This is a genomic window from Kineothrix alysoides (assembly GCF_000732725.1).
Lineage (GTDB): Bacteria > Bacillota > Clostridia > Lachnospirales > Lachnospiraceae > Kineothrix > Kineothrix alysoides.
Genome location: NZ_JPNB01000001.1, coordinates 1,852,497 through 1,876,281, shown reverse-complemented (window position 1 = coordinate 1,876,281; position 23,785 = coordinate 1,852,497). Strand labels below are relative to the sequence as shown.

Below are 23,785 nucleotides of genomic sequence, written 5' to 3'. Positions count from 1 at the left end.
TCCATTCCTTTAAGCTGGTACAGATATGAAAGAGCCTCGTGTATTTTAATCTGAATTATTTGAATTAGAGTGTGGAGGCTTTTTATGTTAATTGACAATGCGGCCTTAGGGGAACAATTTTCAAAGGAGTATAATGAGGCTGCAAAGCGGGCAGTTGTCATGGAAGGAGATAAACAAGCGGAGTCACTGTTTGTTCAAATGATAGAGTATGCAAAATCAAAAGAAGAAATTGATAGTAATATTGACACATTAGCTTTAAGTATGATGCTACAATCGCTTAATAGAGCAGTAATTGAGCAAGGTGAAATATGTTTCCGGTTACCGTGGTGGGGTAAGGGAAATGAACGTTTTGGCAAAAGGTTTGAATTTTGTAGAATAAGCACTTTTGTCTTGTGGCTGAGAGATAAATTGGAATTTGTAAATTAACTTTCAAATATAAAGGAGATGATGATTTTGGACGGAAAAGATGTAAGGATAGGTGCGGGTCTATTAGTTGACGATATAGACAGTATGGTTCGGTTCTACAGAGATACTTTAGGCTTTCATACGGAGTGGACTGGTGGGGATTTCGCAGAGTTTGAGACTGCAAGCGATATGTTATCCCTATTTATGTATAGTAGGAAAGAGTTCGTGAAGGCAATCGGGGAAAGTTATATTCCGCCAAAAGGAATCAATCAGACCTTTGAAATTGCCCTTTGGTTGCCCAGCTTTGCTGATGTGGATATGGAATATGAGCGGCTATCAAAGCTGGGTCTACAATTTCCTACAGGTGGCCCCATCACCTATCCTTTTGGTATTCGCAACTTTTATGTTGCCGACCCTGAGGGAAATCTACTTGAAATCGGTAGTACGAATGAAACATAAATTCCCAGTTATATCGGAATGCAATTCGGAATTTGAGGGAGGTGGGATAATGATAACAGGATATTACTGTACAAATATTTTCTCCGAAAAAGCAGAAGAGCTTATTGAATTTTATACACAAATATTAGAAATACCGATTATCAAAGCAGATGATGATAATACAAATGGTGTTTATTTTGGCTTTTTCGAAAATGTACCTATGATTTGTATATGGGATTGCAAAAAGTGTAATGTAGAACCAACTGGGCATCAATCTTTTGTTTTTTATACCCCAAACCTCGATTCTACAATTGAGCAGATGAAGAAGAAAGGTGTCGTATTGCCCGATGCAATTAGATATGACTGGGGTACTTATGAAGTTCGTCTGAATGATATTGATGGAAATGAGATTGTGGTAGTTGAGTTTGTTTGATAACAACTTTCAGTTTGTAAGGTCGGGCAATTGATTTTGCCATTAATTAAAAGATTTTCAGGGGAAACGGTAGCAGGTGGGGTAAATTTTACCCCGCCTAAGAATCCATCAGTTTACTCCTGTCATGTAGTATAAAACGTCCGTCTATAGGAATATGGAGACGGTTATTCTCTTGCAAAAAAGAGGGGCACTCGGCACATTAAAGAACGGGTATAATAAAAAGAAAACAATAAACAAAAAGGAATACTTTATGATAATGGAAGTACCGGCAAGATTGGAAGGCTTTTTTGTATTCGATAGTTTGATAAGCAGATAAAGAGAGTCTGGCTGTTCTGGCGGTGAATTCCACTTCGGGATGTCAATGGATAGAAAAAATTATCCTGTAGACAACATTGTTATAGAAAATCACATTTTTAATATATACTAACGCTACTTGTATACATTATACTTGGTGAATAAAGAAGAAACAATGTGTATGAGAACATCGGAGAAGGTTTGGAAAAGACGGTATTGTGCCCATATTTACTGTTTATTCGGGGATAGGCTTAGTATAAAGCTATCAAAACGAGGATTGCCTGGAATATGGAAATCATGAAACAGGAAAGATCTGTTTGGAGGAAATGGAAATAGGGGTAAGACCGGAGGCACGTGATTCATTTTTTCAAAGAAGCGTTGGAAAAGCTGGATGGAGACCGGATATACAGACTGACTGCGGAGTTGAAAGAGAGGATAGGCATGAGGGAGCAGAATGATTTGCTGGAAATTATGGAATATACTAAGGAAGGTTATTCGCCGGTAATTGATTTCGGTACATGGCGAGTGGCCATACTGAATTATTGTGAAGAACTCGAACCTCGGAATATACATAAATTCCAAAAGCATGAGGAGACGGACGAGATATTTGTCCTATTAAAGGGAGAATGTATACTTTACGTGGCGGAAGGAACGGATACAGTGGGAACCATTTATAGTCAATCTATGGAAAAGAATAAGCTATACAATGTAAAAAAATCTACTTGGCACTCCCATACGCTAAGCAGAGACACTATGGTGTTGATTGTTGAAAACAGGGACACGGACTTGTCTAATTCTCCGGAAATCGAGCTTACGGAAGAACAAAGGAGATTCCTGGCAGCGGCGGTTGTACAGCGGACAAAGAACGATTATTAAAGCGGAGTGCAGGGGGGATACCCATTACAATCCGGGGAGTTTTATAAGACCTTTTATAATACAATCTAACATATTACAATGACTAAAATTAATGATAGAGACTATTAAAATAGCTAAGATATAGCCTTTGAATTTTGGATGTGGATTAGCCCGGAATTCAAAATTTATTTAATGAAAGAATTTGAAAGACTGAAGGATGAAGAACATCGACAGCAGGGGTGGGACATTAAAAGAAATTTGGTAAAAATCAATTATCGTATTTATACAGATGCTATGAAAGAGAATCTGATACCAACAGAGATTACTCCGCATCAGATGAATCAAATCTATGCAGTGGAGTCGGTGATAATGTTGACAAAATGAATTCACAGTCATATAATATGACTGTGAATTCATTTTTTTAATGACCGAAAGGTCATGGTGCGTGAAAAAGGAGGATATTTTATTGCCAAAAAGAACATTCAATCGTCTGGATGACGACAAAAAAGAAAAAGTTATGCGGGCAGCGATTGAAGAATTCCAAGCTCATGGATTTGAAAATGCTAAAATTGAAAGCATTGCCCAAAATGCGGGAGTCGCCAAAGGCAGCATCTATCAATATTTCGATGATAAAAAGGCACTGTTTTTATATTCCGTCACATGGGCGATAGAGAATTTTATGAAGATGATTGACAGGCAGACTCCTATGAAAGACATGGATGTCTATGAGTATTTTCTTTCGGGAAGCCGCGAACGTTTTGAAATGATAAGAAAAGAACCTTTATTGGTTTCATTTGCCATTGACTTTACCTATGGCAAGTACGGCAGTCTGGCGGAAGAAATAAACAGAGAGTTAAAACGGGTCAGCGAAGAATATGAGCTGAAATTAATAGACAATGGTAAAAAAAGAGGAACGATTCGCGATGACGTGGACGATAAAATCCTTTTGCTGTTTTTTCAAGGGGTAACTGAAAAATTCAATATGGAAATTTTAGCAAAGGTTAAGAATTTTGAGTCTGAGCCTACGGAAGAACAGCTTGTCGAGACAGAAAGTCTTGTGAAAAGCATGGTTACATTATTAAAACAAGGAATGGAGCGCTAAGTATGTTTATCATAGTAAAAAATTTAAAAAAGAGTTATAGTGCGGGTGAAAATAAAAGTGAGATATTAAAAGAGGTAAGCCTTGAGCTTGAAAAAGGGCAAATAGGCGTGATACTCGGTCCATCCGGCTCAGGGAAATCAACACTGATGAATATTATAGGGGGCGTCGACCACGCAGACAGCGGTAGTATCCATGTCGACGGCTTGGAAATAACAGCATTGGACGACGATAAGCTGACGGACTACCGTAGGGACTCGGTCGGTTTTATCTTTCAGTTCTATAATCTCATACCTAATCTTACTGTTACAGAAAACATAGAGGTAGTTTCTAACATATCCAAAGCCCCGCTGAATATTGATGCGGTGCTGAAAGCGGTTGGCCTTGAAGTAAAACGAAGGAGTTTCCCAAGAGAACTTTCAGGAGGGGAACAGCAGCGTGTAGCCATAGCCCGTGCTATTGTCAAGAATCCCAAGCTCCTTTTGTGTGATGAGCCGACCGGTGCGTTGGATTATGAAACATCTCGCGATGTGCTTTCCCTTTTACAAAAAGTCAACCGTGAATTCGGAACGAGTATCTTGATGATCACCCATAACACCGCCATTGGCGATATGGCGAATGTGGTTTACAAGCTGCGCAGCGGAGAAATCGTTGAAGCAATCCGTCATGACGAAACGGTTGCATCGGAAAGGATTGAGTGGTAATGACACTGTTTAAAAAAGTAATACGGACCATGCTGGAGCAAAAAGCCCGGTACATCGGCTCTATGCTGCTGCTCATAATCAGCAGTATGATGTTCGTGATGATGAATATGACGTCTATGAATCTGGACAATACGTTCACGACATTTTCCGGGAAAAATGCATTGTCCGACGCGGAATTTTCCACCGATGCCGAAATCGACGTGACCACTCTCGGCCGGCAATTTGCTGCCTCAGTTGAGACCGGCGGCACGGCTGACTGCGAAGTAAACCCCGGTCAGACTCTTCGGGTGTTCTCCATGATGAACGCGGTTAATATCCCCGCCGTTCAGGAAGGAAAGCTGCCGGGGAATTCGGAGATTATGCTAGACCGTCTGTTTTCTAAGACGAACGGATACAAAATCGGCGACACCATCACCGTGGCTGGTAAGGAGTTTACCGTTTCGGGATATACGCTTCTGCCCAATTTTATCTATGTGATCAAATCGAAGGAACAAATGATGAACGACCCAAGAGCTTTCGGCGTGGGTGTTGTAGGCAAATCGGATTTTGGCACCCTGCCGGACAGGAATCAGGTTTACGCCATTCGTTTTGATGACAGGGAAAATATCAAATCCCAGGAGGCTTCCGTAAAGAATGCGCTGCGTTCGCAGGGCGTCCAAATAACGAACTGGCAGAGCACCGAAAGGAAAATCAATGTATCATATGTTCCCATGGAAGTCAGTGTGCTGTCCACAATGAGCGCTGCCGTGCCCTTTGCCATGCTTGCTCTTACCTGTATCTTATTGGGAATGTTGATGTGGAGGATGATTCTAAGTGAATCGGTCATCATCGGAACTTTTTACGCCCAAGGCTATCGGAGGAGGGAATTACGCCGACACTATTTGATGTTTCCCCTTTTGATATCCGTGATTGGCTCTGTAATCGGCTCTGTATTGGGGTTGCTGCTGGTGAACAGCATGTTCGGTTTCATGCTGACCGCTTTCCCTATGCCGGTTTATGAAACAATAATAAATCCCTTGTTGGCCATTTTCGCGATTTTTCTTCCGGTGCTAATCCTTTGCGGCGTTACATGGGCGATTATCGGCAGAACACTGAAAACGGCTCCGGCAATACTCATGAAAGGCGGGGAAACAAAGGGTAAGGTTAATTTTATAGAGCGGGGACTGCGCATTGACCGCTTGGGGTTTGGCATGAAATTTAAAATCCGAGAGCAGGTGCGCAGCCTGTCCAGAACCCTCTTCCTGCTGTTTGGTGTCGTTGTCGCTACGATGCTCATGCTGTATGGATTAACGATGAAAAGCTCCGTCGACTATATGCTGGACGAGGGGATGGGCGAATTGTATAACCTCAAGTACGAATATGTTTTCATATCGGAAAAAAATGGTATACCTCCAGCGGGAACCGAAAAGTTCAATGCTTCGTATGTGAGCCTTGCAGATAATGAAGACATTAGCTTTTATGTCACCGGGGTTTTGCCCAGCACCGATAAGATTAAGTTAAAAGATACTTACGGACAAAGGTTCAGACCGGAGAAGATTACGATTACGGTTCCGCTGGCGCAAAAGCTGAACGTAAATATTGGCGACAGTGTGACAGTGTTCGATACGGAAAACGGTAAAGAACACACATTTACTATTGAGAAAATGGCCGACACCTATGCGGGAGATTTTCTGTTTATGCCACTTGAGCAGTTCAACACGGAGTTTGGGCTGCCCGCGAATGCTTATATCGGTATATGGAGCGATGAAGCGATGACCTTCGCGCAAGGAGAAATCCAGAGTACGAAATCAATCGATGCCATCGTCGCTGGCTTTGGCAAGCTGCTTGATCAAATGGGCCCTATGATTTACGGCCTGATCGCTGCCGCTTTCATTCTGGGGCTAATCATTATCTATGTCGTGACAGGCTTGGTGGTAGACGAAAGCCGGTCAAGTATATCACTTATGAAGGTATTCGGATATCGGAAAAAGGAGATCGGCAAACTGATACTTGGCAGCAATACCTTTATTGTAATATTGGGGTATTTGCTCGGCATCCCCGCCCTGCTGGGGACAGTGGGGGCGTTCTACGGCTCTCTGACGGAAAGCTTGCAGATTGTTCTGCCGGTCAAACTGAACGTATTATATATTCTGCTTGGTTTTATTATTGTGATGGCGACGTATGAGTTTGCCAAATGGATGTGCAGAAAAAAGGTGGCGCGAATTCCGATGAGCGAAGCATTGAAAGCGGGAACGGAGTAGAAAAAAGTATTTGTACCTATCAGTTTTGTGTCTGTAAGAAATAGCAGAATGTCAAGACTGTTTGTCTATTGATAAATAAAAAATAAGGGCTTTGATCGCTCTCAGAGATTCTGTGGCAAAGTGACCCTTGAGGAGATAAAACAGATGGCAAATATATTGTTTCAAAACTTAAATCAAATCAGCTTTCATGGTGTATTCCGTGATTATCAGCAAAAAGTTCTGGATCATGCTGAAAAACATATGAAGGATAAAAAAATTCATATTGTTGCGGCTCCGGGAAGCGGGAAGACGATTCTGGGATTGGAGTTGATACGCCGCCTTGGTCATCCGGCCTTGATTTTGTCCCCTTCTGTAACAATACGCCAGCAATGGGGAGAAAGATTTGAAAGCAATTTTTTGCGGGAGACAGAAAATATGAAAGAATATCTTTCTTTTGACTTGAAATCGCCCAGTTTTATCACTTCTGTGACTTATCAGGCCCTTTATGCCGCATATAATAAAACTACTCTTCAGAATAGTGAAAGTGAAGAGGAACTTGAAGTTGAAACCACAGAAAGTTTTTCTGATTTTGATTTGATCAAGATGATTAAACAGGCAGGAGTTCGGACGATTTGCTTGGATGAAGCGCACCATTTACATAGCGAATGGCAAAAGGCACTGGAGAGCTTTCTTGACTTAATGGCAAAAGATCTAACCGTCATTGCGCTTACTGCAACCCCCCCTTACGATGGTACTCCTGCCGAATGGAACCGTTATACTTCCTTGTGCGGCGAAATTGACGAAGAGATTTTTGTTCCGCAGCTGGTTGCTCAAAAAACACTTTGCCCACACCAGGACTATATTTATTTCAATTATCCTGCTGAAAAAGAAATTGAAATATTAAAAGCCTACAAGACGAAAGCATTATCCTGTACAGATGAGATCCTGCACGGCGGGATGCTGGGGGAAATATTGCAGGCAGTTGGCGTTTTGGAGACCCATCGGGGCAAAGAAGAATTGATTCTTGAGAATGTGAAGCAGTTTATTGCCTTATTTTGTCTGGCCCGATGCAGTGGTATAGAGATTCCCCGGAAGCTGGTCAGGATGGTATCGCCGAGCGGCAAATTACCTTTATTTAAAATTTCCTATGCGGAAACGGCATTTCAATTTGTTATCGACAATTCTGAAATATTTGGAGAGGATATTTCAGAACAATTAAGAACAAAACTTGCTCAGAATACCTTGATCGAAAAGAGAAAAGTATGCCTTGCCACAAATGAAAAAATAAACAGATTGTTGGTTTCCTCCATCGGGAAGCTGCACAGTATTAATGAAATCGTCTGTTTTGAATCCGGACAATTGGGCAATGATTTGCGCATGTTGATTCTCACCGATCATATAAAAAAAGACATGATAAAAATAGTAGGAACAAAAGAACCGATCGATGCGATAGGCACTGTTCCGATTTTTGAGTCCGTGCGGCGGGCTGTGGATGGACGCGTCAGCATTGCATTGCTGTCAGGAACGTTAGTTATCCTGCCCAATGCGATTCTTGAGCCTGTACTGGAACTTGCCCGGCAAGAACAGATTTCCTGTTCTTGCCGGGAACTGAGAGACGTGCAATACAGTATCGTGATGTTTTCAGGTTCTAATAAAAATAAAGTCCATGTTATAACGGAGGCATTTCAACGGGGATATATTCAGATTTTGATTGGCACAAAGGCTTTGCTTGGCGAAGGCTGGGATTCTCCCTGCATCAACTCTCTGATTCTTGCCAGTTTTGTCGGAAGTTTTATGCTTTCTAATCAAATGCGGGGGCGCGCAATCCGGGTAGATCGAAATAATCCCGATAAGGTTTCAAACATCTGGCATTTGGTTACAGTCGAACCACCCATGATACACGAGAAAGGTTTACCTTCTCTACTCACAAAGTTTACGGAAAATGACAGCACATTTATCAGCAATGATTTTGATACGCTGGAGCGTCGTTTCTCAGGCTTCCTTGCTCCGGCCTATCATCGGGATGTGATTGAAAGCGGAATAGAACGACTGGATGTGATAAGGCCTCCCTTTAATAAGGAGGGGATAGACAGGATCAATAAGGAAATGTTGGAGCTGGCAGGGGCGAGAGAGGAGATGGCGAAGCGTTGGGAAAGGACTTTCGGCAGCGGGGGACATTCGGACATTATAGAACTGAATGAAATATCTCCTAAGGTTCAACCGAAAGGATTTCTGTTCCGGAATCTTCTGGGAGAGACCATTTTTCTCCTGATATTTTATAAAGTCATGGAGATAGTTCCTCAGGTAATATTTGCGGATGTAAGCAGTGTATTCAGGTTTCTCATCAATTTGGCCCTGATTATGTTCTTCGGATATTTTCTGTTGATGGGAGCGGCTAGAATTTTCCGCTATTTGACGCCGGAACATACTGTTAAGACACTGGCAGGTTGTGTTTTAAACACGTTGAAAGAGATTGGCGAAATCGAAAGTAGGGAAGCAAAATTAAAGGTAAAAGCAGATGTAATGGGATTTAACATTTATTGCACCTTGACGGAAGCTACCAATTACGAAAAAAGTATATTTGCCAAAGCGATTAAGGAAATGCTTTCGGCTATAGACAATCCGCGTTATATATTAATTAAACGGATGAAATTTTTATGGTTCTCCGTAAGAAATTACAATCACAGCTACGCCTGCCCGTCGATTATTGACAGAAAAAAAGAATACGTGGAAGTATTGGTACGCTACCTCCAGAAAAGCAGCGGTGGATTTGATCTGTTTTATACCAGAAATGAAAATGGACGAAAAAAACTTCTGAAATGCCGCAGGAAGTCTTATATGAACGCCAATGATGCGGTTGTGAAAGGGAGAAGGGTTACAAAATGGGAGTAGCCCCCTGTATTTATTGAAAACCTTCACTGTTTTTTAGGTATTGCGGCATGTCCGTTGATTTCCCTATAAAAATAATGGAATACCGTTTCCGGGGGCGATTTTTTGTTAAAAATCAGGAGGAGTTGGGAAGGCAGGTTTGATTATAGTGGGTGAGAAGATAGGATATATGTAAAAAAGATTGGAGTGCCTGTGGGCTGGAAATTTGCCATTCCACAGGCACTTTTTTTATTTATTGGCATTAATTCTTTAAAAAGCTTTACATACTCATGATATAGCAGTACAATATATCTATGAGATATATTTGTTGGAGGGGTTTTATGATAGAATAAATCCTTCTCAGTATGGTATTAAATGAGGATTTAACGGGGGATGACATTAAAAAGCTTATTGAAAACGGAATAGGTACTTTTTATAAGGCAAGCTTTGGTAGTTTATATCCTGCCTTGAAAAAGCTAACTGAAAAGGTTTAATCGTCATGCATAAGAACTACGGGGTAGCCGGCAGAAGAAATTTTATACACTCATAGATGAGGGAAATAAAATTTTCATGGATTGCCTTGTGACACCGATGAATGTTCTCGATGGAACAAATACATATTTAGCAAAAGTTTACTTTTTTTATAAACTGCCACCCGAAATTCGCGACCATCAATTTATCCGATGGTGCCGGCATATCCGGGTCGGCAAACCATTATCAGAGTTGATGCAAAGGGAGGAATAAATAATGTCAGAGATTAGCCGAATTGATTTGAATGGTGTAAATAGTTATCTTGTTAAGTGTATGAACAATTTCATTTTGTTTGACACTGGTGGCCATACCGCCATGGATCAGCAGTTCACAAACCGGCGCGAGCTTTTGTTAAAGGAGCTTGAAGCCGCCGGTTGTACAAAGAATAATCTTAGCCTAATCGTATTAACTCACGGCGATAACGACCATTCATGTAATGCCGCATATCTAAGAGAACATTTCAAAACTAAAATAGCCATGAACGATGGTGACAGGGAATTAGTTGAGAATCCGACATTAGAAAAATGGATGGAGAGTTATCAATATGACTCTTTGGAATTGCAACAAATGTTTCTGCAATACAAGGATTTTATAACAAAAGTCACTTGCAGAATGCTTGACGAATTCGAGAGGTTTTCCCCGGACGTCTTGTTGGAAGATGGTTTTGATTTGTCGCCATATGGTTTTGACGCAGAGGTTATTCATGTACCCGGCCATACCAAGGGGTCTATTGCAATTCTGACAAAAAGCGGGGACTTGATTGCCGGTGATACGTTTGCAAGCACCGGCAAGCCAAGTCCATCTCCTAATGCCGGCGATTTTCCACAATTAGCCGATAGTATCAACAGACTAAGAAATTTGACCATAGAAACCGTTTATCCGGGTCACGGCAGCCCGTTCAGTTTTACGGAAATCATTTAAGAGTGTGATATTATCTGAATTTGTGTTACGCATCGGGGGATAAAAGCGTTATCCTTTTTTGTTCAATTCCGCAAGTTCTTTCCATGAAATATCGGGGTGGATATACCTTTTTCTGTACTGCGTTTTGTCTTTATAATTGATTGCCTTGCTTGGGCAGCATTGAATACAGGCCAAGCACTGTTCGCAGTGATGCTCAAAACATGGCTTTGCATCCCTTTCCAGCTCGATGTTGCCCACCGGACAAACTTTCTCACAAATGCCGCAGCTTGTACAAGCGTCGGACACATTGAAATTTTTATCCATATTTGGCACAATGTGCATAAACCCTATTGAAGTAAGTTGTCTTGGGGTTAGAAGTGTATTCCCGTTATTTGTCATATGAATTTTGATGCTCTCAATCATTGGTTTTATATCGGCAGCTGATTGATCTGCTTCCTCTCTGACCGTATCGCGCATTTCATACCCGACGACATAGTTGGAAAACATATCAAGGCGTTCTCCGTAGCTAAGCTTAATACCTTTATGCTTCAGCAAATTGCGCATCTGTGTAACGACGTTTTGAGCTCTGGATATTCTCCCGCAAGTTGCGACCGCAAAGAAATAGGCATCCTTGTTATTACGCAAATCGAGATGTGAAACAAACTCCTTTACTCGTTTTGGCATTCCCCCTGCATAGGTAGGGTAGACAAAGCCAATGCTGTCGTATCCCTCCGGCAATGAAGGCTTTTCATTGCTGCCCATGGTCGTAATCTCGCAGTCTCCCAACTCCTTTGCTATTTCTTTTGCTGCCCACAGGCTGTTACCTGTTCCTGAAAAAACGAAAATAATGTTCTTACTCATAATGCAATATCCTTTCTACTTGTTTGTTTTGTATTTCAGTTTGATTACAATGAGCTAATATGCACATATTTGCACATATATTACAGATAAAAAAGGCATTTCTGCCTGTTTTATTCCTTTGATTTGTTCGTCAATGATAATAAATTTTTAATGTTGTTTATAGTCTGGTCAAATTTATCTATGACAAAAATGTTATTCGCTTCATAGTAGATATTACGGTTTTCCTTGGTTTTATCCACTATGCCATAGCGGTACATTAAATCCAAATGCCGTGATATAACAGAACGGTCTTGTGAAAAATTTTCCGCTATTTCTTTTATGTTCTTAGTCCCATTAGAGACAAGATAAACTAAAATCTCCGTGCGTACCGGATCTAATAGTGTCTTGAAGAATTCAAAATCAATATTATCCTGTATCAGTTTGCCACATGCCTGCGGGTCATATTTTTTTCCCATATCCTCACCGTCCTATTTGTAATTATATATGCACACTCATGCATCTGTCAAGTGTTTCAAATATTATTGAATTTTCCGATGAATGACTGTGTCCGACGCATGATGCACATAATGGTTGATGGTGTTTCCTCGGCGGGGCAAAAGCCCCGTATAGATTAGGGCATGACAATAAACCGTACCAATAGAAAGAATTCAAAAATAGATACGAAATAGTATATGGTATTACTACACAAGTTCAATAATCTCGGTTATAATATAAGCATTAATATGGACGGTGAAGAATTAGTGAAGGCAGATTGCTGCTTTTGCTCTTATAGAAGAGAGGGTGTACATAAAAGGCGGATTGTGTGAGAGCATTTATGTAACGGGGAAGGATTAATAACCAGTTGGACCGGCTCAAAGTTCTGGTACGCTGTCTTCGGAACGCCTAATCGCGTCAACGAAGTGAATTTAAGTTTAAATCTAGGGTTACCCTTTGTTTTTGGATCGATTATTCTTTTGATGGGCGTCATAATTTTGGTCGTAGAATTATTCGGGAAGCCATCAAAATAGCAATTCATTTCAGAGAAAATAAGATTATTTAATGTCTGCTTTTATTCTTGAGTTTTATCATATACTTCGGCATTCATTTTAGCCTGCGGAGTCGTGAGGTTGGTATGAGTGTATATTCGGAGGATTTTTTGACAATGCGCTGCAGGGGAAGTCCCGGATAAGCTCCCTTTAGCGGCCATCAGCATTGCGGCAACAGGGTATAAGGAAAATATGGATACTGTTTAATGGAAACGTTTAGAGGTATTGGATCATTGACGAAGGGTTTGCTTATTTTATCATAAAGAGGAGGAAATGATATGACCGGATATATTGCGGTAGCGGCATTGTTTTTGCTTGTAGCACTCGTTTTATCACGGGCTTTCCAATTAAAAAAATTGGGGATAAAGGCTATTCAATTTGGAGAGATGGATAAAAAGGATTTTTTAATTCCGCCGTTCGCCTTACTGTTATTTTACATTGTATTCGCAAGCGCGTTTGGCTTACCGCAAATCGGAGCTGAATTATTTAATAATGAATTGGTTGGCTGGATAGGCGTGGCCGTATGCGTAATGGGTATTTTATTATTTATATATGCTCTGATTTCATTTGGAAAAAGCTTTCGTGTCGGTTTGGACGAAGATCATCCCGGAGAGCTAGTGACCACGGGAGCATTTTCTATCAGTCGTAATCCAATATATTCAGCATTCGGGTTGGTCCTGATAGGAATATTTTTGATTATTCCGAATTGGATAATATTGATTTATGTTTTTACCGGTATATGGCTTTTCAATCGCCAAATCCGGCTTGAGGAACAATCGCTGAAAAAGATATACGGTGAAAAGTATATGGAATACTGTAAAAGAGTCAGGCGGTTTCTATAATTCGGCCGCTGCAAGTCTTACCGCCACGAATAAGCAGCGCCGCATTTTCATATCATAACCTCCTTTATGTGCCTGACCGGTTAAAAACAAAAAAGGAGATAAAGATATGCCGGAATTATTAATTAACAAAAGTGGTAGCACTTATCTGCATAATTTATAATCTCTTAATACACATTCAATGCACCATAGTATTTATCGACTGTTGAACTGTCTTTTGTATATTTGCCTACATCTTCAGGACCATAACGGAGCAAAAAATAATCCATATCATGCACAATTTTATATATCGCTTCTATATATTCTACATTATGGGTTTCTTCGGCCTTTTCCATATTATCTATCAGTTGATCAAAATCTTTTTTTAAGTCCTCACAATTTGTGCTTTCGCGCAATTTTTCCATACATACAATGAAGTCCTCAGCAGTATATTCATTATATTGTATGACTTTTGTACCGTACTGTTTATTGAACTCGTCTTCTGATAGTTCAGTATTTTTCTTTATCTTCAAGGCTTCCTCTTCATAGGCCCATCCTATTTGTACTTCACCGGTGTTACTCAGCAAGTTCCACAGCATATCTTCCGGATCGCTCAATCTTACCAAACAGTTGTCCCACATAATTGCCCGCTCGAATTCAATATTGATATCTTTGATAACCTGATTCATATCGTCGATTTCTTCGTCACTCATGCCATCAAGAACTTGTGCCCTCTTACTTAGTACCTCATCCTTGCTTGGGCTCAATATTTCTTCTGGCCTACTCTTTTTTGTTTCGTTATCCGGTATATCAACTTTCGGTGATTCTGTTGCTTCCCGTTCTTCAAGAACTGTTACTTTCGGGGCTTCGATTTCTCCTTCTGCATTTTTTTGACCGCATCCTGTAATAACAAGGATAATCATTAATATTGATATAATTTTCATTTTTTTCATTGATATCCCTCTTTCAATTTCCCCTCCATGTATGCGAATTGCTTATATATCAAATTATAATTTATTAATAAGGAATATCAAGTTTTTTATACCCTGTTTTTAATGTTTACATATTGAGTTTTACAAAACAAAGCCTCTGTTGAAGGTGCACTCGTGTACGCAAATTTCATACTATACATGCAGACTCATAAATAAATTACATCTTATACCGCATGAAAAGTGATTAATTAATTTAATTACTTTTCTGCTTTTGGGGGACACTTTTATTGCTATGAAGAAAAAGTATTATATTTAATTTGCAGCCCGCATAGGGATTTACGCAGGGTCAAACTATCTTCTTTAATATATCGGAAATATCAAAAAATTGGTACTGCTTATAAAGACAGAACAATTCGTTACGAATCCTCAACAGTAGGTGAGATTCATCCGGAATAGCTTTTTATTAAATATTTAGAAACAAGAGTGGGAATAAGCATAGTTTTTATGGTAAGGCTTTGGCGTATCGTATAGATAGTCATATTTTCAAAACAACCCGGTACCTTGTGCCGGGGAAACATTGTTGGATGATTTTAGAAACTATGGTAAAATGACAAGGAAGGACAAGATCTTATTGCTTATGCTGTATTTAACGGTGCGTGCTAGTATTGATAAATCAGGCGGCAATAATTTTGAGAAGGAGGGAAAATGAATTGCGTCATTTTTTTAACTCAAAGCTTCGGGTAAAAAAACAGGAGTATGAATATTGCGATTTAGAAAAGGCAGCGGAAGAGTTTCGTACTGACTTGAAGAAAATCCCGTATTCGATTCGTGTTGTACTCGAGAATGTCATAAGAAATTCTAAGTCGGAGGAAGAATTAAGGATCAATGTTTCAAAGGTCTTAAACTGGAAAGAAAATATCAACTCTGAAATCGAGTTTTATCCGTCCAGAATTTTGCTGCAGGATTATACCGGGATACCTTGCATTGTCGATTTGGCCTCTATGCGCGATGCCGCTGTTAGGCTGGGGCTGAAGGAAAGTAAGATTAATCCCGAAATCCCGGTAGACCTTATCATTGACCACTCCGTACAAATTGATATGGCCGGTAATGATCGTGCAGCGATTGGCAACACAAGGCTGGAATTTGAACGAAATATGGAACGCTACCAGATGCTGAAATGGGCTCAGAAGGAGTTTTCGAATCTGCGGGTTGTTCCGCCGGATACCGGCATTGTTCACCAAATCAACATTGAATATCTTTCTCCGGTAGTCATTGAGAAGAAAATAGAGAATGCGCTCTTTCTTCAGCCGGATTCGGTTTTCGGCACCGATTCTCATACCACGATGATCAACGGTCTGGGTGTGCTTGGATGGGGCGTTGGCGGAATAGAAGCGGAGGCTTGTATGCTGGGTGAGCCTTCCGTGTTCCCAATGCCCGAAGTAATTGGCGTGCGCCTGATAAACCGCATGCCTGCCGGTGTTGTGGCAACCGATTTGGCGCTGGAGATTACGCATGTACTGCGTGAGAATCATGTGGTAGGAAAATTTGTGGAGTATTTTGGCGAAGGATATGAAAGCCTTTCGCTTGCTGATCGTGCTACCATTGCAAACATGGCGCCCGAATATGGCTCCACCTGTGGTTATTGCCCTCCGGATGCTGAAACTCTCCGTTATTTGGAACTGACAGGGCGAAACCCGGAAGAAATTGAAAAGATATCCGCTTATCTGAAGGTGAATCACTTATTCTATGATTCAAATGATACTGTGGAGTACAGCAAGGTGATTGAGGTAGATCTTTCTCATCTGATGACCAGCCTTTCCGGTCCGAAGCGTCCACAGGATTTGGTACCGATGGATCAGTTGGCGAAGTCATTTGAACACGCCATTGTCAGTCCGATGGGGAATCATGGGTTTGGGCTTGGGGAAGACGAGCTGGAAAAGGAATATGTGTTTGAACTGGACGGAAGAAAAGATATTTTGAAAACAGGCGATGTTTTGATTGCAGCCATCACCAGTTGTACCAATACCTCGAATCCCACAGTCTTGTTCGGCGCCGCTTTGATGGCTAAAAAGGCGGTGGAAAAAGGACTGACAGTTTCTCCAAAAGTGAAAACCTCTTTTGCACCTGGTTCACAGGCAGTAACCCGTTATTTGGAAAGTTCCGGGCTGATTCCATATCTGGAAAAGCTTGGATTTCATATTGTGGCTTACGGCTGTACCACTTGCATTGGTAACTCAGGGCCGTTAAAACCTGAAATTGAGGCAGCCTTGAAAGTATCCAATCTGGTGTCCGGTGCGGTGCTAAGCGGCAACCGTAACTTTGAGGGCCGTATTCATCCCCTTATTAAGGCCAACTATCTCGGTTCTCCTCTGCTGGTGATTGCTTATGCACTGGCTGGTAATCTACGCATAAATCTGGCGGTTGATCCGATTGGAGTGAATGCTGACGGAGAAAAAGTTTATTTAGATGATATTTGGCCCACAACGGAGGAAATCGACAGGCAGGTCAGAATGTACGTTACATCAGAAAGCTATCGTAAGGCATATGATGAGGTTTATAGTGGAAATCAACGTTGGAACGATATTGTAATTACAGGTTCTCACACATACAATTGGGAAGAGAATTCCACCTATATTGCGAATCCCCCTTATTTCGAGGATTTAACCGCCGGCAAGGAGACCGCCGTTCATCTGAACAACCTGAAGGTGCTTGCCAAGCTGGGAGATTCTGTTACGACCGACCATATTTCACCCGCAGGTACTATTGCGGTAAACTCTTCTGCCGGAGCTTACCTGCAGGAGCATGGTGTGGAACAAAAGGATTTTAATTCCTATGGATCCCGCAGAGGCAATCACCATGTAATGCTTCGTGGTACACTGGCTAATACCCGTCTGCATAATGAGTTGGCTGACGGAAAAGAGGGCAGCTTTACCCGTTATCTTCCTACCGGTGAGATTATGAGTATTTACGATGCGAGCTGTCTTTACCGGCAAAATGGAACCGGATTGTTGATTTTGGCCGGTAAGGATTACGGTATGGGTTCCTCCAGAGATTGGGCGGCAAAGGGAATAAAGCTCTTGGGTGTCAGGGCTGTTATTGCCGAGTCGTATGAGCGGATTCATCGTTCTAATTTAGTGATGATGGGGGTACTGCCACTGGAGTACCTGTCGCATCAGACGGCTGCAACGCTTGGCTTGACTGGTGAAGAAGCTTTTACCGTTCACCTGCCTGCAAATCCCGGGGTGAGAGAACATGTACAGGTTACTGCCAAACGGCCGGATGGAAGGTTGCTTGAATTTGAAGTGGTAGTTCGTTTCGATTCGGAAGCGGATATACGATACTATCAAAATGATGGTATTTTGCCGATGATTTTAAAACAAAGAGCAGGATTTGATTGAGTTATTCCATGATGAGAACAAATAGGAATTTATATGGGGATTTAGTATGAATAAAAAAAGAGAGCTGATTGAAACAAGCAAAGAGGAAGCGGCGGAATTGACAACTCAACTACAAGGTGGCACAGTCTTGGATGCCGGACCTTTCTACCACGGTACAAAAGTTGATTTGAAGATAGGGGACTTGCTGGAGACCGGCTATAGCTCTAACTATGGTGAGCGAAAGAAGGCCAACTATGTCTATCTGACTGCTACCTTGGATGCGGCCGTGTGGGGAGCAGAACTTGCAGCAGGCGAAGGTTCTGGTCATATTTATTGTGTGGAGCCCACCGGTACTTTCGAGAATGATCCTAATCTGACGGACAAGAAGTTTCCGGGGAACCCGACCAGATCCTATCGAACCCAATATCCCTTGCGTGTAGTAGGTGAAGTCTTGGAATGGGAAGGACACTCCCCGGAGACGCTCCAGAAAATGCAGGATTATCTTGAGGAACTCAGATGTCTCGGCATTGAGGCGATAAATGACTGATTACAAGATAGTGAACAAATTCCAAGCAGCAGAGGTGACTAAGTTGAGAATAAAGGTTGATCGGGACAGTGTTTGTTCAGTTGATGATATTGATGACCGCACAAAGATATTTTATTTAGATAATGAAGCAACATATGAAGATTTATTCCATCTGCTCAAAAAGAATAAGTACTTTCCCTATATATCAGGTAATAATGTGGTATGGGTATTAACAAATGCTCATTATAATTGTATTTTTTCATATTTCACCAAAACAGGTAAGTTTTCTAAGGGGTTATATGAAAACAAGATGAAAAAGATATGTAATACTTCCGATGAAGTGTTTCTAAAATATTATTCTAATCCCCAAAAATGGAAAAAGGAAATTCAAAGAATGTATAATGATGATACATACTCCATGTGGCGCGATGGATGGTTTGAAGAACTAAAATATTGCGACTATGTTATGGCACCGAAATATGAGTGATCAAGTACATAAATAGGAAGTTAACGTTGATAAGTCAGATACATTAGAATTTAGCTGTTTAGTGAAAGGAACGAGAACATGAATTGGGAACCGTGGACAGGATGTTATCAGATTAGTGATGGATGCACATATTGCTATTTTTATGGACCACATGCAAAACGCTGCGGTCAAAACACCATACAGAAAACAGATAAATTTGATTGGCCTGTAAGGACAAACACTAAGGGTGAATACAATATTAAGGGGAATAAAATCCTTGCAACTTGTTTTGCTACTGACTTTTTTCTACCCGAAGCTGATGAGTGGCGCAAGGATGCTTGGAGCATGATAAAACAAAGGAGCGATATTAATTTTCTGATTTTGACCAAACGAATTGACCGATTCCCCGTTTCATTGCCCTCCGATTGGGGTGACGGCTATGACAATGTAAGTATAGGTTGCACAGTTGAGAATCAATCTTTAGCAGATTATCGTCTTCCTTTGTTTCTGTCTTATCCAATAAAACGTCGTTTTATTGCTTGTTCTCCAATTTTGGAATCGATTAATTTGTCAGCCTATCTTCATGGGATTGAACATGTTACGGTCAGCGGCGAAAGCGGACGTGATGCCCGTGAATGTGATTACGGTTGGGTGCTGGATATTCGGGAACAATGTGTAAAAGCAAATGTTACATTTTGGTTCAAAGGAACAGGAACATTTTTTAAGCGAGATGGTACGGTAGAAAAAATAAATCCGTTTAAGCAAGGGAGCATTGCACGTGAACTTGACATAAGCATTTTAAACGGAAAGAAATTGTTTTGAAATAGCAGGTATTCACCCTTGACAGATACTACGAGTAGAACTATTTTTAACTTCCTGTAATTAGCATAAAGCGAAACGGGCAAATCAGAATTTGATGGTAACAACATATTAGAAAGTGAGGAGAATTTTATGTTAGAAATGCTGCTTGCAAGGAGAAGCTGCCGGAAATTTGAAGATAAGGCTGTAGAAGAGGAGAAAAAGGAAAAGCTTCTTCAGGCAGCACAGCTCGCACCTACAGGGAAGAGTACCCGCCCATGGGAATTTATAGTTATCGAAAATAAAGAAACACTTCAAAAACTTGGTAACTGCCGGAATCCAAATCAGCCGTTTTTACCGGAAACACCTCTTGCTATTGTGATATTGGGCAATACACAGAAAACCGATACATGGATAGAGGATGCCTCTATAGCCTCTATCGTTATGCAGTTGGAAGCAGAGAGCTTAGGGCTTGGCTCCTGCTGGGTGCAGATTCGTTTAAGAGAATCCAATCAGGGAATGAGCAGTGAAGAATATGTGCGTAAGCTCCTTGGGATTCCGGAGCATATGGCAGTGCTTTCTATTATTGCAGTGGGATATCCGAGCGGGATAAGACCTGTACATAAATTAGACGAAGTAGACCTGACAAAGATTCATACAGAGACTTATTAATTACGACCAAGTCAGACCAAGATAAGGTCTTGTCACAAAAGAGGCATTGCTGCTAGTGCGGCAAATGCTATAATAGTATATTGCATTAGGCTCATCAACATAGTGAGCCTTACTAATATACAAATTCTAATTTATGGGGAAGATTGAACTGCACATTATTTATATTTGACAAAAGAAAACAGGTGAATGCTATGATAGAAACAATATATTTTGCAGGTGGCTGCCTATGGGGGGTACAGGCATTTATCAAAACATTAAAGGGTGTCATTCATACTCAAGCAGGAAGAGTAAATGGTTATTCAAATACTCTTGAAGGCGAGTATGATGGTTATGCTGAATGCGTAAAAACAGAATTTGACTCTGAAATTGTAACTATTTCTCAACTCATGGACTATTTTTTTGAGATTATAGATCCTTACAGTGTAAATAAACAGGGTAATGATGAGGGAAAAAAATATCGCACAGGCGTATATAGTAAAATGCCTCAACATTTGGAAGAAGCGAAGAATTATATAGCAAAAAGAGCGGATAGGGATAAAATTGTAGTGGAGGTTCTTCCGCTGGTAAATTACGTTAAAAGTGCAGAGGAGCATCAAGATAGATTAGATAGGTGCCCTAATGACTATTGCCACATCCCTAAAGATTTGTTACACAAATATTCATAATCCACAGAAAATTTATATTAGTACGGGGAGAAAGAGAATGAGAGAGTTTAATATCGGCTCAAGTGTGCCATTTGGCGGTTATCAGTGGCGTATTCTCGATATACAAGGCAAAGCGGCCTTGATGATAACTGAATACATGATCGGACAACAACCCTATAATAATTGCGCTGGTGATGTGACATGGGCTGACTGCTCGCTAAGAAAATATCTTAACGGTGAGTTTTATAACAAATTCACCGAGGCTGAACAGTCAAGAATCCTTTCGGTATTGAACAAAAACCACGACAATCAGTGGTACGGTTCAAAAGGAGGAGAAGATACTCTAGATTACATATTTCTTTTAGATATTGAAGAAGTAGTGTGCAAATATTTCGGTGACAGCAGTAAAAACCTTGATAACCGCAGCGCCAAGCAACGATACTGGTTTCAAAAGAAAGATGAAAACAACGACAAGCGAAGATCCTCATTCGATGGGTATATATGGTGGTGGTGGCTCCGTTCACCCGGGCGTGACAATAGAAGAGCCGTATATATCCACGGTGACGGCAATGTAGGCATTCAGGGAAACGGCACCTTCCGTTACAGCAGCAACACGATTCATCCTTTAACCGGCGATAACAGCGGCGGAGTTCGTCCCGCTCTGTGGCTGAGCTTGGAATGATAAATCTTGAGGGCACTTTTCAAGTGGTCCGATGAAGCTGCTGAGGAGTACCAATAAAAAAATATAGATTTTTCAAACTGAGATAAACGAGAAAATAGGAAATTGTGGGAGTTGCTAATGAAAATAACATATAAATTACTTTCTAAAATTTATGATTTAATAGATGTCATATATTTTACGAAAGGAGGGATTAACCCTCGCAAAGCTATACTGGAACTAATACCGGATACAAAGTCAACTGTTTTAGATATGTGTTGCGGAACTATGGGGAATAGTATTGAAATAGCGGAAAGGCACAGGAATGTTAAAATTATTGGGTTAGATATATCCGCTGAGATGCTGGAGATTGCAAAAGAAAAAATCGAAAAAAATAATATTTATAGTGTATCTATTATCAACGGGGATGCCACGGGAACCAGCTTTGATAATAATAGTTTTGATTTTATTATTTTGGGTTTGGTATTGCATGAAATAGAGGAAGCCCTTGCGTCAAAGATATTAAAAGAAGGCTATCGTTTGCTTAAGGAAAATGGAAAATTGATAGTACTTGAATGGGAAGAATCAAATAGTTTATTAAAACAGCTTCTTTTTCTCCCAATTAAAATATTGGAGCCTAAGCCTTTTAAGAAATTCTTTAAAATAGATAAAGCACGTTACTTTCGTTCAAATGGATATGATATTTTGAATGAATATCATTGTGACTATAGTTGCGTATTTGAACTATCTAAACGAAAGGCATAATAAAGTAGCAGTCCAGCCCCTGACAGATCATAGATAATCCTGATGATTTTAAAAGAAAGATCAGGATTTGATTGAGTTATTCCGTAATATGGACAAACCGGAATTTGTCGAGTAGCGTTGAACTGTGGATTATTTATATAATAAAGGGTGAATAATATGAAAAAAAGTATCTATGTTTTGACTTTGCTTATATTTTTTCTGGGGATAAGCGGCTGTGATGTTTCTCCGGCGGGCGAGACGAAAAGTGTATCCGATGCTTCAGGTGTCGAGGAAAGGGGTACCGAATCGCCCACACCTTCCCTTACCTTAGAGCCGACGGACACGCTTGATCCCTTGCCGGGACTACAGACATACGAAATTCAGGCCCGCTTGCATGAGAGTATTCCTGAATATCGTTTTGTGGCGACAGGGGTGGTGCAGGGAGAGGATGAATGGATGTACGGCTATGTTATGGGCCTTAATGTCTATGATGAAAACGGCGAATCCATCCTATCGGCAGATTTTTCGGAGATTTTGGATGGCGAGGTAGTCGGTTACTACGTCTACAATGGAATGATGGACACAATGGGACTTCACGTTACAGATGTGAACTTCGATGGATATAAGGATGTGATTATCCTGAACTCTTTTGGGGGTGCGCATAGCAATACATGGTATGACTGTTGGCTGTGGAACCCGAAAACATTGTCGTTCGCAGCATCAAAATCATTTGCTGAAATTTGTAATCCCGCATTTGATGCGGAGAAAGAGTGTATCTATTCAGCCGGAGGCTCAGGTGCAGCATATTGGGGCGGCAGGATTTATAAATTTATAGATGGTGAATATGTGGTTACGAATGACTTGGATACCGGTCCGTACGGATTAGTGGAAAGTGAGCTTATAAACGGAAAAATGGAGATTGTCCGTGAAGTATCTTATCGAGACGATGATCAAATGCTTGAAAGGGAGCGGGAATATTATAAAAAAAGCGAGCTGTGGCAATTAGACCACCCACATTGGTATTGGCTCGGCGGTCACCATGCCGATCAATGGCTGGGTGAGGAATAAGAACAAAAAGAAGCTTTGGTGTGAACGAAAAGTATGTACGTGGAGAGCGTGTAAATTTTAAATATAATGAATTGCATGAAGGGAATTTAGCCCAAACATTTATAAGAATATTTGGCAGAGCCCCCGGGATTTCAATACATATAGAAGATGATGAAGTTATAGAAGATAATAGCCCGGTATATTTCATATACATATTTGGAATGGTTTGGATTATCACAGGTTTTATCGTATTATTTCAATAAGTGCTTAGTTATCGGAATGATTAATAGATGAAAAATTACGAATTTGGAGAATGGTTATGATAGGGGTATATTTTAGCGGAACAGGCAATTCGAAATATTGTATAGAAAAAATTTTGCAGGAATATGATACGAAAGCATCGGCATTTTCCATTGAAGATAACGAGCTGTTGAATCAAATTGATAAACATGGAGATATTGTTTGGTAGTG

General features: G+C 40.7%; 25 protein-coding genes. 22 read left to right on the top strand and 3 right to left on the bottom strand.

The window, feature by feature from the left end:
• The first annotated feature begins 84 nt into the window (after positions 1 to 84).
• From CC90_RS0108925 to CC90_RS0108870, 10 genes are all read left to right on the top strand, one after another.
• Entirely contained in the window at positions 85 to 426 is a 342-nt protein-coding gene (locus tag CC90_RS0108925) for a hypothetical protein (RefSeq protein ID WP_031390437.1), read from the top strand.
• A gap of 27 nt (positions 427 to 453) precedes the next feature.
• Entirely contained in the window at positions 454 to 864 is a 411-nt protein-coding gene (locus CC90_RS0108920; RefSeq protein ID WP_035315545.1) for a VOC family protein, read from the top strand.
• Between the two features lie 49 nt (positions 865 to 913).
• Positions 914 to 1,276 (top strand): VOC family protein, encoded by a 363-nt coding sequence (locus CC90_RS0108915; protein WP_031390435.1) that lies wholly within the window; start codon positions 914 to 916, stop codon positions 1,274 to 1,276.
• A 648-nt stretch (positions 1,277 to 1,924) separates the two neighbouring features.
• On the top strand, positions 1,925 to 2,446 hold the full coding sequence (locus CC90_RS0108905; protein WP_242843261.1) for a hypothetical protein: 522 nt from the start codon (positions 1,925 to 1,927) through the stop codon (positions 2,444 to 2,446).
• 445 nt (positions 2,447 to 2,891) lie between these two features.
• Positions 2,892 to 3,527 carry a TetR/AcrR family transcriptional regulator gene (locus CC90_RS0108895; RefSeq protein ID WP_031390432.1) on the top strand — a complete coding sequence of 212 codons (636 nt, stop codon included), beginning with the start codon at positions 2,892 to 2,894 and terminating at the stop codon, positions 3,525 to 3,527.
• A 2-nt stretch (positions 3,528 to 3,529) separates the two neighbouring features.
• Complete coding sequence (locus tag CC90_RS0108890) at positions 3,530 to 4,228, top strand: ABC transporter ATP-binding protein (protein WP_031390431.1); 699 nt, start codon at positions 3,530 to 3,532, stop codon at positions 4,226 to 4,228.
• Positions 4,228 to 6,468: an ABC transporter permease gene (locus CC90_RS0108885; protein ID WP_031390430.1), complete on the top strand. Its 2,241-nt coding sequence runs from the start codon at positions 4,228 to 4,230 to the stop codon at positions 6,466 to 6,468. The genes CC90_RS0108890 and CC90_RS0108885 overlap by 1 nt, the downstream gene beginning before the upstream one ends.
• 144 nt (positions 6,469 to 6,612) lie before the next feature.
• Positions 6,613 to 9,339 (top strand): DEAD/DEAH box helicase family protein, encoded by a 2,727-nt coding sequence (locus CC90_RS0108880; protein ID WP_031390429.1) that lies wholly within the window; start codon positions 6,613 to 6,615, stop codon positions 9,337 to 9,339.
• A 341-nt stretch (positions 9,340 to 9,680) separates the two neighbouring features.
• Complete coding sequence (locus CC90_RS25295; RefSeq protein WP_081905926.1) at positions 9,681 to 9,809, top strand: PadR family transcriptional regulator; 129 nt, start codon at positions 9,681 to 9,683, stop codon at positions 9,807 to 9,809.
• Positions 9,810 to 10,062: 253 nt separating this feature from the next.
• The gene (locus CC90_RS0108870; RefSeq protein WP_081905925.1) at positions 10,063 to 10,767 is read left to right on the top strand and encodes an MBL fold metallo-hydrolase; all 705 of its coding nucleotides are present in this window, start codon (positions 10,063 to 10,065) and stop codon (positions 10,765 to 10,767) included.
• Between the two features lie 48 nt (positions 10,768 to 10,815).
• Here CC90_RS0108870 and CC90_RS0108865 read toward each other — a convergent pair whose 3' ends face one another.
• Together CC90_RS0108865 and CC90_RS0108860 are read right to left on the bottom strand one after the other, a co-directional pair.
• Positions 10,816 to 11,607: an EFR1 family ferrodoxin gene (locus tag CC90_RS0108865; protein WP_031390427.1), complete on the bottom strand. Its 792-nt coding sequence runs from the start codon at positions 11,605 to 11,607 to the stop codon at positions 10,816 to 10,818.
• 110 nt (positions 11,608 to 11,717) lie between these two features.
• On the bottom strand, positions 11,718 to 12,062 hold the full coding sequence (locus tag CC90_RS0108860) for an ArsR/SmtB family transcription factor (protein ID WP_031390426.1): 345 nt from the start codon (positions 12,060 to 12,062) through the stop codon (positions 11,718 to 11,720).
• Between the two features lie 848 nt (positions 12,063 to 12,910).
• Here CC90_RS0108860 and CC90_RS0108855 point away from each other — a divergent pair.
• Positions 12,911 to 13,474, top strand: a complete 564-nt coding sequence (locus tag CC90_RS0108855) for a methyltransferase family protein (protein WP_031390425.1) — start codon at positions 12,911 to 12,913, stop codon at positions 13,472 to 13,474.
• Between the two features lie 164 nt (positions 13,475 to 13,638).
• On the opposite strand, the gene CC90_RS0108845 is transcribed toward CC90_RS0108855, so the two are convergent.
• Positions 13,639 to 14,403 (bottom strand): hypothetical protein, encoded by a 765-nt coding sequence (locus CC90_RS0108845; protein ID WP_031390424.1) that lies wholly within the window; start codon positions 14,401 to 14,403, stop codon positions 13,639 to 13,641.
• A 689-nt stretch (positions 14,404 to 15,092) separates the two neighbouring features.
• Between CC90_RS0108845 and acnA the strand changes: the two genes are divergently transcribed.
• The 11 genes from acnA to CC90_RS24195 all read left to right on the top strand — a co-directional run bounded on the left by acnA (position 15,093) and on the right by CC90_RS24195 (position 23,783).
• The gene (acnA, locus tag CC90_RS0108835) at positions 15,093 to 17,780 is read left to right on the top strand and encodes an aconitate hydratase AcnA (RefSeq protein WP_031390423.1); all 2,688 of its coding nucleotides are present in this window, start codon (positions 15,093 to 15,095) and stop codon (positions 17,778 to 17,780) included.
• Positions 17,781 to 17,826: 46 nt separating this feature from the next.
• On the top strand, positions 17,827 to 18,306 hold the full coding sequence (gene arr, locus CC90_RS0108830) for an NAD(+)--rifampin ADP-ribosyltransferase (RefSeq protein WP_081905924.1): 480 nt from the start codon (positions 17,827 to 17,829) through the stop codon (positions 18,304 to 18,306).
• On the top strand, positions 18,299 to 18,772 hold the full coding sequence (locus CC90_RS23035; protein WP_051869350.1) for a hypothetical protein: 474 nt from the start codon (positions 18,299 to 18,301) through the stop codon (positions 18,770 to 18,772). The genes arr and CC90_RS23035 overlap by 8 nt, the downstream gene beginning before the upstream one ends.
• 78 nt (positions 18,773 to 18,850) lie before the next feature.
• The gene (locus tag CC90_RS0108820) at positions 18,851 to 19,573 is read left to right on the top strand and encodes a DUF5131 family protein (protein WP_031390420.1); all 723 of its coding nucleotides are present in this window, start codon (positions 18,851 to 18,853) and stop codon (positions 19,571 to 19,573) included.
• 129 nt (positions 19,574 to 19,702) lie between these two features.
• Positions 19,703 to 20,221 carry a nitroreductase family protein gene (locus tag CC90_RS0108815; protein WP_031390419.1) on the top strand — a complete coding sequence of 173 codons (519 nt, stop codon included), beginning with the start codon at positions 19,703 to 19,705 and terminating at the stop codon, positions 20,219 to 20,221.
• 191 nt (positions 20,222 to 20,412) lie between these two features.
• On the top strand, positions 20,413 to 20,886 hold the full coding sequence (locus tag CC90_RS0108810) for a peptide-methionine (S)-S-oxide reductase (protein WP_242843260.1): 474 nt from the start codon (positions 20,413 to 20,415) through the stop codon (positions 20,884 to 20,886).
• Between the two features lie 37 nt (positions 20,887 to 20,923).
• Positions 20,924 to 21,547 (top strand): DUF6273 domain-containing protein, encoded by a 624-nt coding sequence (locus CC90_RS0108805; protein ID WP_031390417.1) that lies wholly within the window; start codon positions 20,924 to 20,926, stop codon positions 21,545 to 21,547.
• A 117-nt stretch (positions 21,548 to 21,664) separates the two neighbouring features.
• A complete protein-coding gene (locus CC90_RS0108800; protein ID WP_031390416.1) occupies positions 21,665 to 22,288 on the top strand; it encodes a class I SAM-dependent methyltransferase in 624 nt (207 codons plus the stop codon).
• A 156-nt stretch (positions 22,289 to 22,444) separates the two neighbouring features.
• Entirely contained in the window at positions 22,445 to 23,335 is an 891-nt protein-coding gene (locus CC90_RS0108795; RefSeq protein WP_242843259.1) for an XAC2610-related protein, read from the top strand.
• A 20-nt stretch (positions 23,336 to 23,355) separates the two neighbouring features.
• The gene (locus tag CC90_RS0108790; protein WP_031390414.1) at positions 23,356 to 23,577 is read left to right on the top strand and encodes a hypothetical protein; all 222 of its coding nucleotides are present in this window, start codon (positions 23,356 to 23,358) and stop codon (positions 23,575 to 23,577) included.
• A 56-nt stretch (positions 23,578 to 23,633) separates the two neighbouring features.
• A complete protein-coding gene (locus CC90_RS24195; protein WP_157837543.1) occupies positions 23,634 to 23,783 on the top strand; it encodes a hypothetical protein in 150 nt (49 codons plus the stop codon).
• Positions 23,784 to 23,785: the final 2 nt, after the last annotated feature.

Bases quoted from the DNA above. Each gene is read 5' to 3' on its own strand.
- CC90_RS0108855 (WP_031390425.1), top strand. From the start codon at position 12,911: ATGACCGGATATATTGCGGTAGCGGCATTGTTTTTGCTTGTAGCACTC.
- CC90_RS0108860 (WP_031390426.1), bottom strand. From the start codon at position 12,062: ATGGGAAAAAAATATGACCCGCAGGCATGTGGCAAACTGATACAGGAT.
- CC90_RS0108845 (WP_031390424.1), bottom strand. From the start codon at position 14,403: ATGAAAAAAATGAAAATTATATCAATATTAATGATTATCCTTGTTATT.
- CC90_RS25295 (WP_081905926.1), top strand. From the start codon at position 9,681: ATGGTATTAAATGAGGATTTAACGGGGGATGACATTAAAAAGCTTATT.
- CC90_RS0108805 (WP_031390417.1), top strand. From the start codon at position 20,924: ATGAGAGAGTTTAATATCGGCTCAAGTGTGCCATTTGGCGGTTATCAG.
- CC90_RS0108865 (WP_031390427.1), bottom strand. From the start codon at position 11,607: ATGAGTAAGAACATTATTTTCGTTTTTTCAGGAACAGGTAACAGCCTG.
- CC90_RS24195 (WP_157837543.1), top strand. From the start codon at position 23,634: ATGATAGGGGTATATTTTAGCGGAACAGGCAATTCGAAATATTGTATA.
- CC90_RS0108810 (WP_242843260.1), top strand. From the start codon at position 20,413: ATGATAGAAACAATATATTTTGCAGGTGGCTGCCTATGGGGGGTACAG.
- CC90_RS0108885 (WP_031390430.1), top strand. From the start codon at position 4,228: ATGACACTGTTTAAAAAAGTAATACGGACCATGCTGGAGCAAAAAGCC.
- CC90_RS0108815 (WP_031390419.1), top strand. From the start codon at position 19,703: ATGTTAGAAATGCTGCTTGCAAGGAGAAGCTGCCGGAAATTTGAAGAT.
- CC90_RS0108890 (WP_031390431.1), top strand. From the start codon at position 3,530: ATGTTTATCATAGTAAAAAATTTAAAAAAGAGTTATAGTGCGGGTGAA.
- CC90_RS0108820 (WP_031390420.1), top strand. From the start codon at position 18,851: ATGAATTGGGAACCGTGGACAGGATGTTATCAGATTAGTGATGGATGC.
- CC90_RS0108925 (WP_031390437.1), top strand. From the start codon at position 85: ATGTTAATTGACAATGCGGCCTTAGGGGAACAATTTTCAAAGGAGTAT.
- CC90_RS0108870 (WP_081905925.1), top strand. From the start codon at position 10,063: ATGTCAGAGATTAGCCGAATTGATTTGAATGGTGTAAATAGTTATCTT.
- CC90_RS0108915 (WP_031390435.1), top strand. From the start codon at position 914: ATGATAACAGGATATTACTGTACAAATATTTTCTCCGAAAAAGCAGAA.
- CC90_RS0108880 (WP_031390429.1), top strand. From the start codon at position 6,613: ATGGCAAATATATTGTTTCAAAACTTAAATCAAATCAGCTTTCATGGT.
- CC90_RS0108795 (WP_242843259.1), top strand. From the start codon at position 22,445: ATGAAAAAAAGTATCTATGTTTTGACTTTGCTTATATTTTTTCTGGGG.
- CC90_RS0108800 (WP_031390416.1), top strand. From the start codon at position 21,665: ATGAAAATAACATATAAATTACTTTCTAAAATTTATGATTTAATAGAT.
- arr (WP_081905924.1), top strand. From the start codon at position 17,827: ATGAATAAAAAAAGAGAGCTGATTGAAACAAGCAAAGAGGAAGCGGCG.
- CC90_RS23035 (WP_051869350.1), top strand. From the start codon at position 18,299: ATGACTGATTACAAGATAGTGAACAAATTCCAAGCAGCAGAGGTGACT.